Annotated in this window: 15 protein-coding genes and 2 pseudogenes; 4 read left to right on the forward strand and 13 right to left on the reverse strand. The window is 60.0% G+C overall.

The genetic code is table 11. The features are described 5' to 3' along the window. Position 1: 1 nt before the first annotated feature. On the reverse strand, positions 2-280 hold the full coding sequence (locus AFIDRAFT_RS04385; RefSeq protein ID WP_009337928.1) for a metal/formaldehyde-sensitive transcriptional repressor: 279 nt from the start codon (positions 278-280) through the stop codon (positions 2-4). A gap of 83 nt (positions 281-363) precedes the next feature. On the opposite strand from AFIDRAFT_RS04385, the gene AFIDRAFT_RS04390 reads away from it, so the two are divergent. From AFIDRAFT_RS04390 to AFIDRAFT_RS04400, 3 genes are read left to right on the forward strand one after another with little or no spacing between them, the layout of a single operon-like run. Beyond that, positions 364-642: a metal-sensing transcriptional repressor gene (locus tag AFIDRAFT_RS04390; RefSeq protein WP_009337929.1), complete on the forward strand. Its 279-nt coding sequence runs from the start codon at positions 364-366 to the stop codon at positions 640-642. 37 nt (positions 643-679) lie between these two features. Then, complete coding sequence (locus AFIDRAFT_RS04395) at positions 680-1,894, forward strand: efflux RND transporter periplasmic adaptor subunit (protein ID WP_009337930.1); 1,215 nt, start codon at positions 680-682, stop codon at positions 1,892-1,894. Between the two features lie 3 nt (positions 1,895-1,897). Then, positions 1,898-5,137 (forward strand): efflux RND transporter permease subunit, encoded by a 3,240-nt coding sequence (locus AFIDRAFT_RS04400; RefSeq protein WP_009337931.1) that lies wholly within the window; start codon positions 1,898-1,900, stop codon positions 5,135-5,137. 70 nt (positions 5,138-5,207) lie between these two features. Here the strand turns inward: AFIDRAFT_RS04400 and AFIDRAFT_RS04405 are convergent, their stop codons facing one another. Beyond that, on the reverse strand, positions 5,208-5,738 hold the full coding sequence (locus tag AFIDRAFT_RS04405) for a cytochrome b (RefSeq protein ID WP_009337932.1): 531 nt from the start codon (positions 5,736-5,738) through the stop codon (positions 5,208-5,210). Between the two features lie 2 nt (positions 5,739-5,740). Continuing rightward, positions 5,741-6,709, reverse strand: a complete 969-nt coding sequence (gene mbfA, locus AFIDRAFT_RS04410; RefSeq protein WP_009337934.1) for an iron exporter MbfA — start codon at positions 6,707-6,709, stop codon at positions 5,741-5,743. A gap of 515 nt (positions 6,710-7,224) precedes the next feature. On the opposite strand from mbfA, the pseudogene AFIDRAFT_RS20490 reads away from it, so the two are divergent. Further along, positions 7,225-7,703, forward strand: a pseudogene (locus AFIDRAFT_RS20490) (efflux RND transporter permease subunit); the annotation flags it as partial. 159 nt (positions 7,704-7,862) lie between these two features. On the opposite strand, the gene AFIDRAFT_RS04415 reads toward AFIDRAFT_RS20490, so the two are convergent. The 10 genes and pseudogenes from AFIDRAFT_RS04415 to AFIDRAFT_RS04455 form a co-directional block, all read right to left on the reverse strand. Beyond that, positions 7,863-8,429, reverse strand: coding sequence for a c-type cytochrome (locus tag AFIDRAFT_RS04415; protein WP_245258112.1), 567 nt, complete (start codon positions 8,427-8,429; stop codon positions 7,863-7,865). Positions 8,430-8,563: 134 nt separating this feature from the next. Next, positions 8,564-8,698 carry a hypothetical protein gene (locus tag AFIDRAFT_RS20325; protein WP_009337940.1) on the reverse strand — a complete coding sequence of 45 codons (135 nt, stop codon included), beginning with the start codon at positions 8,696-8,698 and terminating at the stop codon, positions 8,564-8,566. An 11-nt stretch (positions 8,699-8,709) separates the two neighbouring features. Continuing rightward, positions 8,710-11,895, reverse strand: coding sequence for an efflux RND transporter permease subunit (locus AFIDRAFT_RS04420; protein ID WP_009337942.1), 3,186 nt, complete (start codon positions 11,893-11,895; stop codon positions 8,710-8,712). Beyond that, positions 11,892-13,306, reverse strand: a pseudogene (locus tag AFIDRAFT_RS04425) (efflux RND transporter periplasmic adaptor subunit). Before AFIDRAFT_RS04425 ends, AFIDRAFT_RS04420 begins: the two are co-directional and overlap by 4 nt. Then, complete coding sequence (locus AFIDRAFT_RS04430) at positions 13,303-13,713, reverse strand: FixH family protein (protein ID WP_009337947.1); 411 nt, start codon at positions 13,711-13,713, stop codon at positions 13,303-13,305. The pseudogene AFIDRAFT_RS04425 and the gene AFIDRAFT_RS04430 overlap by 4 nt, the downstream one beginning before the upstream one ends. A 95-nt stretch (positions 13,714-13,808) precedes the next feature. Next, the gene (locus AFIDRAFT_RS04435; protein ID WP_009337949.1) at positions 13,809-14,162 is read right to left on the reverse strand and encodes a hypothetical protein; all 354 of its coding nucleotides are present in this window, start codon (positions 14,160-14,162) and stop codon (positions 13,809-13,811) included. A gap of 116 nt (positions 14,163-14,278) precedes the next feature. After that, positions 14,279-14,752, reverse strand: coding sequence for a DUF411 domain-containing protein (locus AFIDRAFT_RS04440; RefSeq protein WP_009337951.1), 474 nt, complete (start codon positions 14,750-14,752; stop codon positions 14,279-14,281). 48 nt (positions 14,753-14,800) lie between these two features. Beyond that, a complete protein-coding gene (copD, locus tag AFIDRAFT_RS04445; RefSeq protein WP_009337953.1) occupies positions 14,801-15,727 on the reverse strand; it encodes a copper homeostasis membrane protein CopD in 927 nt (308 codons plus the stop codon). Then, a complete protein-coding gene (gene copC / locus AFIDRAFT_RS04450; protein WP_009337956.1) occupies positions 15,727-16,092 on the reverse strand; it encodes a copper homeostasis periplasmic binding protein CopC in 366 nt (121 codons plus the stop codon). Before copC ends, copD begins: the two co-directional genes overlap by 1 nt. A 32-nt stretch (positions 16,093-16,124) precedes the next feature. Next, the gene (locus AFIDRAFT_RS04455) at positions 16,125-17,978 is read right to left on the reverse strand and encodes a multicopper oxidase domain-containing protein (protein WP_009337958.1); all 1,854 of its coding nucleotides are present in this window, start codon (positions 17,976-17,978) and stop codon (positions 16,125-16,127) included. Positions 17,979-18,114: the final 136 nt, after the last annotated feature.

Below are 18,114 nucleotides of genomic sequence, written 5' to 3' on the forward strand. Positions count from 1 at the left end.
CTTACTTCAGGTAGGTATGAACGACTTCGATCAGTTGATCTGCCGCATCTGCATTGAGCGCGCCGGGGTTCTTCTGGGGATCGACCAGATGGGTGCGGATGTGATCTTCCACCACCTCGGCCATCAGACCTGCGACACTTCCACGGATGCCGGCAATCATGTGCATGATGCGCTCGCACTCAGCTTCTTCGCTCAACGCACGTTCGATGGCCTCAACCTGCCCGCGTATACGGCGGACGCGCGCAAGCAGCCTCTTTTTCTCTCGGATGGTATGGCTCATGCGACAATATAGCCTACCCCCCTATCCTTTTCAAGCCGCAGCTCTGGATTGGCTTATCCCCCTGGGGAGGATAAGCTCTGCGGATGGCAAAAGTTCATGTTCACGAAACTCATCCCAATATCGTCAAGCGACTCCGTCGCGCGGAGGGGCACCTTCGCCGGGTCATCGGCATGTTCGACGAAGGCCGGTCGTGCCTGGATCTGGCTCAGCAGCTTCATGCGGTCGAGAAGGCCGTCGGCGAGGCGAAGCGAACGCTGATCCACGACCACGTGGACCACTGCCTCGATATCGCCGTGAGCGGTCCCGGCAAATCGACAAGAACCGTCGTCGACGAGTTCAAGGCCATTTCCAAATATCTGTGACGGCGCCGCGCTGGCAGCACGTCGGAAGAGTATCATAATGAGTCGCTCGACAATCGTTGCGCTTGCGTTCGCGGCAGGAGCCGGGATTGTCGCGCTCACGCCGGTGCTGTCGACGATCGCCCAACGGGCGGTCGGAACAGGCCCCCAGTCGAAGATAGCAATTTCGCCGAAGCCGTCGGCACCTGAGCCGATCTCCGGCCTTCTTTCTATGAGCGATGAGCAAATCAAGCTCGCGCAGATCGATCTGGTCGAGGTCGGACCGGCAGCAATCGCCAGGCGTCTCGTCGTTCCGGGTTCGGTCGTTCCCGACGCGAACCTGATCGCGCATGTCTCGGTCAAGCTATCCGGGACGGTCGCAGAGCTGCGCAAGAATATCGGTGAAGATGTCGCAAAGGATGAAGTGATCGCCGTCCTCGAAAGTCGCGAGGTCGCTGATGCCAAGAGCGAATACTTGGCAGCCAAGCTCACAAACGATCTGCAACAGGACTTGTCCACACGCGACAAGACGCTTTGGGACAGCCGTGTAGGCACCGAACAGCAATACCTGCGCTCCCGCAACGCTGCGGCGCAAACCGAAATGCGCGTCAAAATCGCGCGACAGAAATTGCTCGCGCTGGGCCTCGGCGAAAAGGAGATCACCGCGGTGCCCGGGGCTCCTGAGGCTTCGCTTCGACGTCAGGATGTACGCTCGCCAATCTCTGGGCGGGTGGCCGAACGCAAGGTGGAGTTGGGCACAGCCGTTGGACGGGACAGTCTGGAGACCGAATTGTTCGTCGTGGTCGACCTGAGCCGCGTCTGGGTCGAATTGTCTGTAGCCTCTTCCGACCTCCAGTTGATCAAGGAAGGCCAGTCGGTCAAAATTTCCGCACGAGGTCTTGCCGAGACAACCATCGGCAAGATCATCTTCGTGAGCCCTCTGGTCGACAAGGATACGCGCACCGCGCGCGTCGTGGCTGAAATCTCGAATCCCGACCAGACCTGGCGTCCGGGATCGTTCGTCACGGCGGGGATCATGCTCAACGAGCGGACCGTAGCTGTCGCGGTGCCCGCGACCGCGATCCAGAAGCTGGATGGCCAACCGATCGTGTTCGTTCGGACCAAAGACGGCTTTGAGAAGCGCAACGTCGTGGTTGGTGAGAGCGAGGATCAGGCCATCGAGATCGTATCCGGTGTCACTCCCGGCGAGACGATCGCCACGACGAACACGTTCTCGCTCAAGGCCGAGCTTTCGAAGCTACGGGACGAGGACTGAGCTATGATCGAACGCGTCATCGATTTTTCGGTCCGGCGCCGATGGCTCGTCCTGCTGATCACGCTGGCGGCGGTCGCCTCGGGTTTCTGGTCGCTGACCAGGCTTCCGATCGATGCAGTTCCGGATGTCACCAACGTCCAGGTTCAGGTCAACGCCGTAGCTCCGGCACTGACGCCGGTCGAAATCGAGAAGCAGGTCACCGTAACACTAGAGACGGTGCTGGCCGGCACGCCCGGCCTGGAATCGACGCGGTCGTTTTCGCGAAACGGCTTTGCCCAGATCACGGCCGTGTTCACCGACCGCACCAATATCTACTTTGCGCGCCAGCAGGTTTCGGAGCGCATCAACGAAGCCAAGGCCAATCTTCCGCCCGGCGTCGATATCAAGCTCGGGCCAATCTCAACGGGACTTGGCGAGATCTATTGGTGGGCGGTCGAATACGCCAAGCCGGGCGCAGGCAGCCCGGTGCAGGATGGGCAACCCGGCTGGCAATCCGACGGGACATATCTCACGCCCGAAGGTGAGCGACTGACCGACGAATTTCAGAGGACGGTGTATCTGCGCACCGTGCAGGATTGGATCATCCGCCCGCAGATGAAGACGGTCCCCGGTGTGGCCGGCGCCGATGCCATCGGGGGTTTCGTCAAGCAGTTCCAGGTGCAGCCCGACCCGGCGCGGCTGATCAGCTTCGGACTGTCCCTCAATCAGGTCATCGAGGCGATTGAGGCCAACAACATCAGCCGGGGCGCCAACTACATCGAACAAAATGGCGAAGGGTACGTGGTCCGCGCCAGTGGCCGGGTCGAAAACATCGAGGACATCGCGCAAATCGTCGTGTCTACGCGGGCCGGCGTCCCTATCCGCGTCAAGGACGTTGCCAACGTCGTGATCGGTAAGGAGTTGCGCACCGGCAGCGCCAGCGTCAACGGCCGCGAGGTCGTCCTCGGAACGGCGCTGATGCTGATCGGTGGCAACAGCCGCACGGTCGCGGCCGCGGCGGATGCGAAAATCAAGGAAATCAGCCGCACGCTTCCGCCGGGCATCTACGCCCATACCGTGCTCAACCGGACGCAATTGGTCGACGCCACGATCAAGACCGTCGCCACCAACCTGGCGGAAGGCGCCCTGCTCGTCATCGTCGTGCTGTTCCTCTTGCTAGGCAATCTGCGGGCCGCGGTGGTGACTGCGTGCGTGATCCCAGTCACCATGATGCTGACAGCAACGGGCATGCTACAGGGCAAGATCAGCGCCAATCTCATGAGCCTGGGTGCCTTGGATTTCGGACTGATCGTCGACGGCGCCGTGATCATCGCCGAAAACAGTCTGCGCCACCTCGCCGAGCGTCAGCGCGAGTTTGGGCGAGCGCTGGCGTTGGAGGAACGGCTCCAGACCGTCAAGGAATCCGCCGTCGAAATGATCCGGCCGACGGTCTACGGCCAGCTCATCATCATTCTCGTCTACGTGCCATTGCTGACGTTCACGGGCGTCGAGGGCAAGACGTTCGAGCCGATGGCGCTGACGGTCATCATCGCGCTCGTTGCGGCCTTCGTCGTCTCGTTGACGTTCGTCCCGGCCATGGTCGCCCTCACCGTCACCAAACCCGTCCGCGAGGAAGAAAACGCCATCATTCGCAAGCTGAAGGCAGCTTATGCGCCGCTGTTAACACGGGTGATCGCGTCGCCGCTGCCGGCGATCGGCGTTGCCACAGTGCTGTTCATCGCGGCCGGTTTGCTCTTCACCCGGTTGGGGCAGGAGTTCACGCCGACACTGGATGAGAAGAACATCGTGATGGAGGTTAAGCGGATCCCGAGTACGTCGATTACCCAATCGCAGGCGATGCAACTCCAGATCGAGAGCGTCGTCAGCAAATTTCCCCAAGTGGCGTTCGTGTTCTCCCGCACCGGAACGCCGGACCTTGCCGCCGACCCCATGCCGCCGAACGCGTCTGACACCTATATTATCGTCAAACCACGGGCCGAGTGGCCCGACCCGTCGATGACAAAGGACGACCTCATCAAGCAGATCGAAGCGGAAGCCTCGAAACTGCCGGGCAACAAGCTTGGCTTCTCTCAACCGATTGAAATGCGATTCAATGAGCTGATCGCAGGCGTGCGCGAGGATCTGGCGGTCAAAGTCTTCGGCGACGATTTCGAGCAAATGCAGCGGACCGCTGGTAGTATCGCCAATGTGCTGCGGCGCATCGACGGCGCCCAGAACGTGAAGGTGGAAGAGACCACCGGTCTTCCGTTCCTGGAGATCAAGATCGACAAGGCCGAAATCGCACGCCGCGGCCTCAGCTTGCTTGCGGTCCAGGACGTGATCGAAGCCGCGGTCGGCGGCCGGGTCGCCGGACTGGTTTTCGAAGGAGATCGGCGTTTCCAGATCATCGTCAGGTTGAATGACACGCTGCGCAACGATATCACGGCCCTCGAAAACCTGCCGGTCCAATTGCCACGACTAACTGCAAATGCTGCCGTGGCGTCCGTGCCCCTTCGCGCTCTGGCGACGTTCGAACAAACAGAGGGCGCCAACCAGATCAGCCGCGAGAACGGCAAGCGACGTGTCGTCGCGACGGCCGAAGTTCGTGGGCGTGATATTGGATCGCTGGTTGCCGAGGCACAGGCGGCGGTTGGAGAGAAGGTCAAACTGGCGCCCGGCACCTGGCTCTCCTGGGGCGGGCAGTTCGAGAATTTCTCGATCGCTCGACAGCGTCTGATGTTCGTGGTCCCCGGATGTTTCCTCCTGATCTTCCTGCTGCTATTCGGCGCGCTCGGCTCCGCACGCGATGCATTACTGGTCTTCAGCGCGGTGCCCCTCGCGCTAACTGGCGGCATCGCCGCGCTTTGGCTGCGAGGAATGCCGTTCTCGATCTCGGCCGCCGTCGGCTTTATCGCACTTTCCGGAGTTGCCGTCCTGAACGGATTGGTGATGCTGAGCCAGATTCGAAGATTGATTTCGGAAGGTGTGGGTACGAGCGCCGCTATCAGCCAAGGCGCTCTGACGCGGTTTCGTCCGGTCATCATGACCGCGCTGGTCGCCTCGCTCGGCTTCGTGCCGATGGCGCTTGCGACCGGAACGGGAGCAGAAGTGCAGAAGCCGCTGGCGACCGTGGTGATCGGTGGCCTGTTGAGCGCGACACTGCTCACGCTGCTCGTTCTGCCGGCGCTTTATTCCTACTTCGCGTCCTTCGAAAGCCAGACAAAGCCCGACCGCGCGTTCATCCCGAGCCGGGCAGCAGAGTAGAGGCTCTGTTGGATTGCAAAGACGTACATTGCGTCTCCCGTTCATACGAATAGCGAGCGCGTTTCCGGAATCACCACGGCAGCATTCGCTGCATCACACGATCACGATGGATTAAGAGGTGTGCCATTGCCGCCGCAACGTGAACGCCGATCACTACGAGCAACGACCATTCCATAATTTGATGCCAGCCGTCGATCGCACGAACGCCGGAGGCGCTTTCGGAGGCCAGCATCGGCAGACGGATCAAGAAGAAATACGACAGGCTCCATCCGCGAAACGAGGCGAACAGCCAGCCGGTTATGGTCGTTGCCAATACAAGCGCATAAAGCAGCCAGTGGACAGCTTCTGATGTCAGGCGTTGCCAGGGAGGAAGCGAGTCTTCCGGCGCCACCGGATGCGTGATTCGCCACCCGAAACGAAGAACGATCAGCGCGAGGATGGTGAGCCCGAAGGAGACGTGAAACACCATGGCGCTGCCCGGCTGCGCGCCACGGTGAATGTCCGGCATGAACCAACCGATGGGATACTGCACCACCAGCAGCGCAACAATGAGCCAATGAAAGACTTTGGCCGTTTTTCCGTAGTACAATCGCTGGCCCATGACTATGCCGCTCCGATCAGGATGCCGACCGCCAGCACGATCGCGCCGCCAAGCACGATCTGGAATACCGCCTGCAGGAACGGCGTGTCCATGTACCGCGTGCGAATGTAGGCAATCGCCCACAATTCAAGGAAGACGACGACGCCGGCGATCGTTGTTGCGATCCAGAACGCATTAAGCCAGGAATCGGGAACCAGATAGGGCAGCGTGTGGCCGAGGCCGCCCAACGTCGTCATCAGTCCGCAGATAGCTCCGCGCAGCCACGGCGAACCACGTCCCGTCATCGATCCATCGTCTGACAGGGCCTCCGCGAACCCCATGCTGATGCCAGCGCCGATCGAGGCCGCGAGACCGACCAGGAATGTCTGCCAGTTGTTGTGCGTCGCGAATGCCGCGGCGAAGAGCGGCGCAAGCGTCGACACCGAGCCGTCCATCAATCCGGCAAGGCCCGGTTGAACATATTGCAGCACGAACATTCGCTTGCGGGTTTTGTCCTCCTCCTCGCGGGCGTCAGGGCTGAGGTTGCCAGTCAGTCTCGCAGCGAAGCTTTCGTGACCTTTCTCAATCTCGGCAAGATCGCCAAGCAGCTTGCGGACTCCAATGTCGCGGGTCTGTTCGGCGGCTTTTGTATAAAAACGCTCAGCCTCGAACTCCATTGTTTCGGCTTCTTTGCGGATAGTATCGAGGGAGAGATTTTTGGTCAGCCAGATTGGACGGCGACGCAGAAATCCCCGGACGTTGTTGCGCCGGATCGGCGGCAGATTGGGACCGAATTGTTGTTCGTACATTTCGAGAAGCAGGTGGCGATGGTTCTTTTCTTCCTCGGCCATCCGCTCAAAAATCCGGGCGGAGTCGGGATATCTGCTCATCAGATCCTCCGCGAAGCTCATGTAGATGCGGCTGTCCTCCTCCTCGCCCGAGATCGCGACGGCCAGCACCTCCCTTTCGGTCAGGTCCGCGAAATTCTTCATCGAAAGCTCCAACGCCACAATTTAGAATGATTCTAAATTTAATAGGGATGCTGCGGCGACAGGTCAAGCCCAGAGTCGCGTTGCCATTCCGAGAACGATCAACGCGATGTGCTGCGAGCGAGGGCAAAAATGCAGAAGGTCAAATATCGTCTGATCAACCCGCGGCTGGCGCCGCGACGGACCGAGTTGGAGCTACCTGGAGGGCGGGAGAGCTTCAGCCGCGCGCGAATGGTTCGCGCGAACAGGTCTGGCATTGTGTGCTCTTTTCGGAAGGCGCTCAGCACGGGATCGAGTTGCTTTTATCCTTACGACAACGAGCTTTGCGTGACTCGACGGTAATTTTGAACCAGCGGAATAGAGACTACTGCATCGCGCCGTTCCGATCCAGATGCTGCAGCGTTGGCGCCGATGTTTGCGGTGCCGGGGGCCGGTAGCTCAGCGATGAGTGCGGTCAGATCAGATCGTGTTGAAGCGCTTGCGCCATTGCACGATAACGACAAGGGCTTCCTTCAGGCAAGCTCGCGCGGGGCAGCTTTCTGACCTGGGACTGCCGGTTTGAGAGCTTCTCAGTCACGCGTCAGCGCCTGATGATTGCCGTGTCGGGCTGTTCCTGCTGATCTACCCTCTGCTATTCGGCGCATTGGGCTCTCTGCGGGATGCTCTTCTCAATTTCGGCCGCGGTCGACTTCATAGCGCTGTAAGGCATCACCGTTCTCAATCGCCTGGTGATGCTGACGCAGATCCGCAAACTGATCAATGAGGGCCTTGATGCTGAAACGGCGATTGAAGAAGGCGCGCTGACACGCTTCCGCCTCGCGTCATGACAGCGCGGGTCGCCTCGCTTGGTTTCGTTTCTATGGCACTCGCGACCGGAACCGGTGCGGAGGTAGAGAAGCCGCTGGCGACCGTCGTGATCGGCGGACTCATCACCGCTACGTTGATAACATTGGTCGTCCTTCCCGCACCGTACTCATGTTTTCTCGACTGGCGATGATCATCGAAGCTGATATCAAGCCCAATCGTCGATACAAATGGACCGATGCAGCGCGCTCGTTGCTCGTGTCGTCCGACGATCGCTGGATTGCAGCTTCCCGCGAACTAAATATTTTTCCTTCCCCTGCGCAAGCTGGCGTGAATTCAGGATCTCGAAAGACTAGCATTTCGGCTGAATGAACTTTCCGATCTCATTGGGATTTGCAAAGATTACGGCCGCTCGATCGCCCATCATTCCCGCGGGCATGATTGCGGAGACATCTTTCTCCGGCCCATCCTTACTTGAATCGGTCATAAAACGGAGATTGCGTTCCCAGAACGTGCGCGTCTTCCCATCGACGGTGGTGACCCGATAGGTATCACGACAATAGGTGAGCGCCTTCACCTGTCTGGCAGGCTCGATCTTTTTCAGGTTCGGGTCGCGACCGCCACTCACCATTCCGCCCATGCCCTTCATCGGCATCTGTGTGGATTGTTTCGGCGCGGCCCCCGGTTTGGTAGCCTCCTTGAGGAATGCCAAAAGATCGGCGCGAACCCCGGCTTCTTTGATACCCTCGAACGGCATGAGATTGTCCGGAACCATGTGCTGCGGATCGATCAACCATTCATCGAGAGTCTTGTCGTTCCAGACAATTCCGGACGACTTCAGCGCATCCGAATAGCGCTCGAAGCTCGCCAAGCCACCCGCCTTGCGACCCCAAAGATCGGCCAGGCTCGGTCCCGTCATGTTGCGACCCGGTTCGAGGGAATGGCACGCCGCGCATGCCCTGAAGTCGCTCTGTCCCCGATCGACGTCACCGGGTTGTGCAATCGCTCCGGAAGCAACGGCGACGCCAGCGAACACCAACATCCATAACCTCTTCATCGGTCTCCTCCCCTGTTGGACGAGCGCAGATATTTGACGAGCGCCACCGCCGCGAGCAGCAGGACGATCACCACCAACAGTCCGATGAGTCCCATTCCCAACATCATGCCGGGCGCCATTTCGTGCATCATGGATCATCTCCTCAGTTAACAGGCTCTGGAATGCGTGGCCGCCGTTTCGTTGTCGGGGTTGATGGCGTCATCGGCCCGTGAGGACCTTCCGGCAACCGAAAGCCCTTGATCAGGCCGAAGATCGCCGGGATCACGACCAGCGTCAGCAGCGTCGAGGAAACCATGCCGCCGATCATCGGCACCGCAATCCTCTGCATGATTTCCGATCCGGTACCGGTGCTCCACATGATCGGCAACAACCCCGCCATGATCGCGACGACGGTCATCATCTTGGGGCGGACGCGTTCGACCGCGCCTTCCATGACAGCATCGTAAAGATCCGCTCGCGTGACCGCCCGCCTCTCAGCCGCGCGCTTTGTTTCGATCTCGGAATAGGCATGGTTGAGATAGATCAGCATGACGACACCGGTCTCGGCAGCGACGCCCGCAAGTGCAATGAACCCGACGGCGACGGCGACGGAAAGGTTGAATCCGAGCCACCACATCAGCCAGAGGCCACCCACCAAGGAGAATGGCAGCGACAGCATGACGATCATGGTCTCGGTGATCGAACGGAAGTTCAGGTACAGCAGCAGGAAGATGATCAGCAACGTCACCGGGACAACGATCTTGAGACGCGCGGTGGCACGCTCGAGATATTCATACTGCCCGCTCCACATCACGTAGTAACCAGGCGGAAACTGAATGCTGGCCTGCACCGCTTTTTGCGCATCGGCGACATACCCGCCGAGATCGCGGTCACGAATATCAACGTAGACGTAGGTCGCGAGTTGCCCGTTTTCGGTCCGGATCGAGGTTGGCCCACGATCCAGGCTGATCTTGGCCACCTCGCCCAGTGGTACAGCACCGCCCTGTGGCATTGGCACAAGCACGTCGGACGCGATCTTGCGAGGATTGTCACGGAGGTCGCGAGGATACCGCATGTTGACCGTAAAGCGCTGACGGCCCTCGACGGTGGTGGTCACCGTCTGTCCGCCGAGGGCAGTGGCGATGGTGTCCTGCACGTCCTGGACCATGATGCCGTAACGCGCGAGCGCCATCCGATCAGGCGTGATGTTCAGATAGTAACCGCCGATGCCGCGCTCGGCATAGGCCGACGAGGTGCCCGGCACAGCCTTCAGGACGCGCTCAACCTGCTTGGCGAGCTTGTCGATCTCCACCAGATCCGGACCGATCACCTTGACACCAACCGGGGTGCGAATTCCGGTTGACAGCATGTCGATGCGCGCCTTGATCGGCATGGTCCACGCATTGGAGACGCCCGGAAATTGCAGCGCCTTGTCCATCTTGGCGATCAGACTGTCGATGGTCACGCCGGGCGGCCACTGCTCCTTCGGCTTGAGATTGATGATGGTTTCAAACATTTCCGATGGTGCCGGATCGGTCGCGGTCGCGGCACGCCCGGCCTTGCCGAACACCGATGCCACTTCCGGGAACGAGCGGATAATCCGATCCTGCATTTGCAGCAGTTCGCCCGCCTTGGTGACGGAAATGCCCGGCAACGTCGTCGGCATGTAGAGCAACGTGCCCTCGTTGAGGTCGGGCATAAATTCCGTGCCGAGTTGGCGCGCGGGCCATATGGTGACGGCGAGGATCGCGAGCGCGAGAAGGATGACCAGCATTTTCGCCCGCATCACGCCCTTGATGACAGGTCGATAGATCCAGATCAGGAAACGATTGATCGGATTTTTGTGTTCCGGAATGATCCGCCCCCGGACGAAAATCACCATCAGCGCCGGGACCAGCGTTACCGACAGAAGCGCGGCCGCCGCCATGGAAAACGTCTTGGTGAAGGCCAGCGGGCTGAATAGCCGCCCCTCCTGCGATTCCAACGTAAAAATCGGCATGAAGGAGACAGTGATGATCAGCAGGCTGAAGAACAGCGCAGGTCCGACTTCGGATGCGGCGTCTATCAGGATTTGAAGACGCGACTGACCGGGCACGGCTCGTTCCAGACGTTTGTGCGCATTCTCGATCATCACGATCGCCGCATCCACCATGGCGCCAATCGCGATCGCGATCCCGCCGAGGCTCATGATATTGGAGCCGATCCCGAGCAGCTTCATGGCCCCGAACGCCATCAGGATGCCGACAGGCAGCATCAGAATGGCGACCAGCGCGCTCCTGACATGCAGCAGGAAGACGATACAGACCAGTGCGACGATGATGCTCTCCTCGAACAAGGTATGCTTGAGCGTCGCGATAGCGGCATTGATCAAGGTCGAGCGATCGTAGACCGGAACAATCTCGACCGACTTCGGCAGGCTGCTCGCGATCTCCTTGAACCGTTCCTTGACGTTGTTGATGACGTCGAGGGCGTTGAGGCCAAATCGTTGCAGAATGATGCCGCTGGTGACCTCTCCTTCTCCGTTTAATTCCGTAATACCGCGCCGTTCGTCCGGGCCAAGTTCGACGCGGGCCACGTCGCGCAACAGCACGGGCGTGCCGTTGTCCGTCTTGAGCACGATGTTGCCAAGGTCGTTGATGTCCTTGATATACCCCCTGCCGCGGATGACGTATTCGAACTCGGACAGTTCGACGGTTCGTCCGCCGACGTCGGCGTTGCTGGCGCGGATCGCGTCGCGCATCTTCTGCATGGTGATGCCGCGGTCGCGCATGCGCTGTGGGTCGAGAACCACGTTGTATTGGCGCACGAAGCCACCGGCGCTCGCGACCTCCGCGACGCCTCCCGCTTTCGCCAGCGCAAATTTCAGATTCCAGTCCTGAATGGCCCGCGTATCTGCAAGATTGAGTTCCTTGGAGACTACGGCGTACTGGTAGACCCAGCCGACCCCGGTGGCGTCGGGGCCAATGGTCGGCGTCACGCCCGACGGCAATCGCGGCGCGGCACCGTTGAGGAATTCGAGCACGCGCGAACGCGCCCAGTAGATGTCCGTTCCGTCCTCAAAGATCACGTAGACAAAGGACACGCCGAAGAACGAAAACCCGCGTACCACCTTCGATTTCGGCACCGTCAGCATCGCGGTCGCGAGCGGATAGGTTACCTGATCCTCGACCACCTGCGGCGCCTGACCGGAATATTCCGTGTAGACGATGACCTGGGTGTCCGAGAGGTCCGGAATGGCATCGAGCGGCAGGTGCACCAATGCATAGATGCCTGCAGCAGCCGCGAAACCCGCGCCGAACAATACCAACAGCAGATTGCGGGCTGACCAGGCGATCAGGCGGGCGATCATGGCTGGCCTCCCACTTCCGAGAAACCCTTCAGCGCAGCCTTCAGATTGCTTTCGGCATCGATCAGGAAGTTCGCCGACACCACCACGGGTTCGCCGTCGCGGAGACCGTCCTTACCTCGACGTAACCATTGCCGCGCTGGCCAAGCTTCACCTCCCGCGGCTCGAAGCGGCCCTGCCCCTTGTCCACCAACACCGACTGTCGCGTGCCGGCATCGAGCACCGCGCTTTCCGGAATTGCCAGCACCGGTGCCGGATTGCCCGTATCGATCTCGGCGTCGACATACATGTCAGGAAGCAAGGCGCGATCGGGGTTGGAAAGTTCGACCCTGATCCGTGCGGTACGGGTTTCGCGGTTCACCTGCGGATAAATGACGCCGATCTTTCCGGAAAACGTGCGCCCCGGAAAACTGCGCGCCCTCACGGTGACCGTTTGGCCTACGCGCACCGCGCCGAGATCTCGTTCGGCCACATCCACCAGGGCCCACACCATGGAGACGTCGGCGACACGGAACAGGACATCCCCGGGCTGTGCCCGCATGCCCTCGATGGCGTTGCGTTCCAGCACGATGCCGTCACGTGGCGCGGACCATTCAATCGCAATCGGAACTGTGCGACTCTTTTCCATGGCGACGATCGCCGCGTCCGGAACGTCGAGATTCATCAACCGCTGTCGCGATCCGCGGCCGTAGCGCTCGATGCCGCCTGTGGTCGGCGAATTGATCGTTGAAATGTATTCCGCGGCCGCCGAGGAAATCGCCGGGCTGTAAATCTCCATCAGCGGCTGCCCCTTCTTGACGGCAGCTCCGGTGGTGACGTTGGAGACCTTCTGCACCCAGCTTTCCGCACGCATCGAAATGACGGATATCCGCCGCTCATCGAGTTGAATCGTGCCGGGCGCCCGAACCAGCGTTCGGACCACGCGGGGCGCGGCGCGTTCGGATTGCACGCCCGTGCGTTGGATCTTGCCCGGCGACAGCTTGACCGAGCCGTCACCGGTGTCCTCGCCCTCATAGACGGGGATGTAATCCATGCCCATCGAATCCTTCTTCGGCACTGGCGACGTGTCCGGAAGGCCCATCGGGTTGCGGTAGTATTTGATCTTGCGCTCGATACCCTTGGTGTCGGCAACCTTGGTGCCCATCTCCTCGTGCACGGGATTATCAAAGCTGAGGTCCGCGCCGGGCGGCACCGCACGGTACGCCCGCCCATCCGCCGTTTTCTTCGGCGTCAACGAGTAGAACGGCTTGTCATCTGGATCCCGATAGTAAATCGGTGCCGCGGCGGACTCGGCCGCCGCCGACATCGTGAGATGAACCAAGCCAACCCTGTGCACATGGTCGGCGATGAATGCGCCGCCGACCGCCGCAATTATTGCGACGGCGGCAACACCTGTAAGGACAGCCCGGCTCATTTCTGCGCCGTGATGACGAGCTTGTTTTCGACAGTGCCGGTCTCGCCCTGCACCTTGGCGCCGAGCGACAATTGCCAACGGCCCGCCATGCCGAACGTCGCCTTGAACTTGTAGATGCCAGGCTCGCTTCCCGGCATCGGCGTGATCTTCGTCGCCATCTCCTGCATACCGTCTGGCGCCATATCGAGGCGGATCGCGAAGATCACCGCGTCGGGGACCGGCTTTCCGGTCTTGTTATTGATCAACTTGACGGCGATGACTTTGTCAGGTCCAGCCTGGACGGTCTGATCGATCAGTTCAAACTTGTAGTCCTTGATGTCCGCGAAGGCCGCGGTGCTGGCAGCACCGATTGCGGCCATAGCGATCAACGCACCCCGGAGGGCGCGCGCATAACCTGACATAATCATCTGTAAATCCTCGAACGTCGTTGGTCTGCCGTATGACGGCGCGCATCATCCGCGCAGATTCGACCGCGCGGTATCGAACGGCGCTGATGCGCCGATCAGACCAGGGTTCGAGGAGGATGGTCGGGCGGTGGACGATCGAGCCCGTCGCTCATGAGATCATCATGGAGCGCGATTTGGTGATGCCGAGCTACACGCACGACAATCGCCTCGACAGCGGGATGCGACGCCAAATTCTTCACTGCGCAAATCGCAAGTAGCGGGCAATCCTTGCAGTCATTCTTCTTTTGCGTGTCCGGGCAGCATGGCATGTCGCCGGCCATCGACGCCATGTCGGACATCGCGACGTTGGACGGCCCTATCTCGGCGGCTGGCGATACCAGCGGCGCTGCGACGAGCCCTACGATCGCGACGACCGCAAGCACCCGACCTATGAGATGGCGAATATCCATACTCTACCCTGACACGACCTCTGGAACCGGAAAAGTGGGAATCCTTCACATATTCGGCAACGACGGATCAGTATGCAAAATGCAGAAGCCGAACTGGTTAATGAAATCGATCTGCTTTAGCCGACCGACCGCGTCCCCTCAAACTCCATGTAGGTACGTCGACCATCCGGCCCGAACAGAACGACGGCATATCGTTCGGGCGTGCCGCCCTCCATGCCGGGCGACCCCATTGGCATTCCCGGCACGGCCACGCCCGTCGCAACGGGACGCTCCTTCAGCAAGCGCTGAATGGCCGCCACCGGAACATGTCCCTCGATAATGTACCCGCCCGCTTCTGCCGTATGGCATGCGGCCAGATCGGTCGGGACGCCCAAGCGCTTCCGGATATTCTGAAGGTTTCTCTCTTCCTGAACTGTGACGTTAAATCCTGCCACTTCCAGATGGCGCACCCACCCCGAGCAGCAACCGCAACTCGGATCCTTGTGAACACGGATGATGGTGCTCTCTACAGCCTCGGAAACCGTCGGAGCAATCAATGCCGCCGCGACAATTCCCAGTGCGCTCCGCCGCGATACGTTACCTGTGTTCATCTTGAGACTCCTTCCAAGCGGATCATCCTTCACGTAATTCCATTGTCACTACCCGACGGCCGGCTGCATCGTACCGAGGATGCTGACCGCCAGAAGAACCATCCATCCCAAGACCTGCTCTCCGAGCACATGATTGCGCAGCCTTGCGGACGACCTCGTCAATCCCTCAACCGCATCCGCTCGAATCCTGCCCATCGATGGAACGAGCCAGAACCGGTTCGCGACCGCGAGCGCCAGCATTCCACCGAACAAGGCAAGCTTCCCGAGAAGGATTTGGCCGTACGGCGTGTCCAGCAACCCGGACGGCGATCCGACCAAAAACCAGCCGTTGACGAGGCCCGACCCGATCAACGCGGCGACCGCAAGATATCCCATGCCGGAAAACCGCATCAGGATTCGATCCATGTCGTTCGGTCCAACATTCAGGTCCGTCCCGAGATAGCGATGCAGGATCAACGCCAATGGAATGAGACCACCGAGCCAGACTCCGGCGGCGAGAAGGTGTATGGCATCGGCAACAGTGTGCATGACGCCAGCCCAGCCTTCCTCAATTTGGGTGTGACCCGTCCCGGCCAACGACGCCAAAAGGATTGCGGCGAGGAGCGGCATCATCCAGTTCTGGCGATGCGCCGCACGAAGGCCCCATGCCGCCACGCCAACCGTGAGGGCCGCAAGGAGCATGCGCGACGTCCAAACGGCACCGAAACCCGTGTCATGGAGGATCGCCCATACTGTCTCTGCATCGACGAGATCGGCCATGCTGCCGCTCATATTCGCGGCCGCAAACGCAAACCAGCCTAGGCCGCTGAACAGCGCCGCAACGGCGGTCCACAAAAGCCACCCTTGCCGCCAACGACCCAAGACGTCCGGTTCGGCTCCCGCGTATGCATAGAGTGGAAACAACGACAGCCCCGCGAGGGCCGTTGTCGCCAGATAGTGCAGGAACCGCGCGATGATAAGTCCGACCTCGATCATCAGCGGGTCACGCGAAATGAATAGGAGCCCCTGACGCGATGGGTGTCGTCCGAGACGGCGTGCCATTCGACCTTGTAGTCACCGGGAGCCATGTCTTCCTTGACGGGGACCACCAAGCGCTTCTTGTCGGCCGGATCGATCGTGGACTTTCCAGTGGCGATCTTGCGTCCCGCCTTGTCCTTGATCTCGATCCCTGAAAATTGCGGGATGACGCCTTCATTGAAGGTGATCCTGATTTCCTTGGGCGGCACCGTTGCCGCACCCGCGGCAGGGTCGGACGTTTGAAGCTGCGGGTGAGCGACGGCTGCCCCGCCGGAAAAGATTGCTGCGATCAATGCAATGATAGCCGTTGAAGTCTTCGACATCTGTTCTTCCCGTCTGGATGTAAAGTGGAATTTCATTTCACGTCGAGAACGAGCATCAGGCCTCCGCCGCCCTGCTGCTCGACATTGTTGTTCGCGGTGTGATGCGGGATGTGACAATGCACGAGCCATTTGCCCGGCTTGCGGGCGGTCCATATGACGTCATAGCGTTGGCCTGGGCCGACGTTGACGGTGTCCGCCTGATAACGCGCGCTTTCGTTCAACGTCACGCCATCGACCGCGACGACCTCGAACGGGCCGCCGTGGACATGCATGGGATGAATGAAGTTATTGTTGGTGCCGATGAACCGCAGCTTGATGGTTTGCCCGACCTTCATTGCAATCGTGTCGGTCGAAGGATAGGCCTTGCCGTTAATGGTGAAGTAGTTCGGCATCGCTCCTTCCATCGACATGGCGGGATAGGTCAGCCATTCGCGTTTCAGCCATTCCTGCAACTGGATCGTGTAATCCAGATCGGCTTTCACTTCGGTCAATGGATCCTTGGGCGCAATCAGCAATGCGCCGTAGAGCCCGAGCGCCTGCTGCCGGTCCGGGTGGTCGTGGCTGTGGTAAAAATACGTACCGCTTTGCCCGACCGTGAATTCGTAGGTGTAGGAACCGCCTGGAGGCACCGGATCCTGGGTGATCTTCGCCGGGCCATCCATTTTGTTCGGCACTATCAGGCCGTGCCAATGCACGGTCGTGGATTCCGGGAGATTGTTGTGAAAGTTGATGCGGACGTGATCGCCCTCGGTCATCTGTAACCGGGGCCCCGGCACCTGATGATTGTAGGCGTAAGCATCGACGGCTTCGTCGGGAAGAATGTTCCAGCGAATGACGGACGCTTCCAAGTCAAACACTTTGACGCCGTTCTCGATCCGCGGTTGCAGCACCTGGTCGCCCTTTGCGTCGGGCGGGGCAATATAGGTAACCTGTCGCGGCTTCACAGCGGCCATGTCCCTCATGGCCTCACCGGGAAGATCGAACGTGTTGATCATACCCGGCGGCATGATGGAGGCATCGACGTCGCGGGCGCTGAGACTGAGGTTCACGGAAAAGCCGGGAATGACCATTCCGGATATCAGGAGAAACCCCGTCACGCCGGCGAGCGCCACCAACTGCGGGGTGGTTGCGTCGCCTCCCATCTGATGGTCGCTGCCGTGGGCCATCTTCTCCATGGCCGGCTTGTTTGTGTGGTCATCGTGGGCTTTTGCGTCATCATTGGACCGAACGGTCATCAGGCCGTGTTTGACCTTCTTCTTCACCATCCAGACGTTGAACGGGTACGCCGTCGTAAACCCAACCATGACACCGAGCGACATCACGCCCCAGAAAACCAATTCCAGCGGATCCATGGCGCGCATATCGCGGCCCATCATCAACAAGCTCATCGTTGGCGCCATTCCCGCCATCATGGCATTCATGCTGATTAATTCGGGCATGAAGCTCTTGCGCACGTTTTCCCAGTAGGTGCCGCCCATCATCTTTTTCATGAAGAGCGACTGGAAGATGAAAAGCCCGAACGAAAACCCGGCGATATATTCGACGATCAGGTCGATCCACATCGGCAGTCCGAGCGATGCCGTCACGACCGCCGCTAGAATAATCCCGGTGGCGTCGCCAGCGACACAGTGGATAGTGCTTCCGATCCCTTGTTTCCAAAGCGGCGCTGTGAACCGTTCGTGCTCACCGGGGCGCGGCTCCTTATCTGCCAGTACGTAGAGCAGCAGACCGAATGGCCCCATATAGAGCGTGACTAGAATGAAGCCCCACTTCATCACCACCGGTTCAGGGTTGCCATTGAATTGATCGAACGCAACGTACGCCGTGGAGGCGGCCGCGAGGACGAACCAGGCGATCAAGAAGTAGTCATATGGAAGGGCAATCATGGAGACCTCGCTCAAACCCAATCGCTGAACATGCGGACCATCGACCACAGGCGTGTTTCCGGTTGTCTTTTTGACGCCCGAGCTGCCTCATCGTTCTTTCCGAAGAAGGCCGCCCACGTCGCAAACCGTGATGACC

The sequence above is a fragment of the Afipia sp. 1NLS2 genome, from assembly GCF_000178995.1.
Lineage (GTDB): Bacteria > Pseudomonadota > Alphaproteobacteria > Rhizobiales > Xanthobacteraceae > Afipia.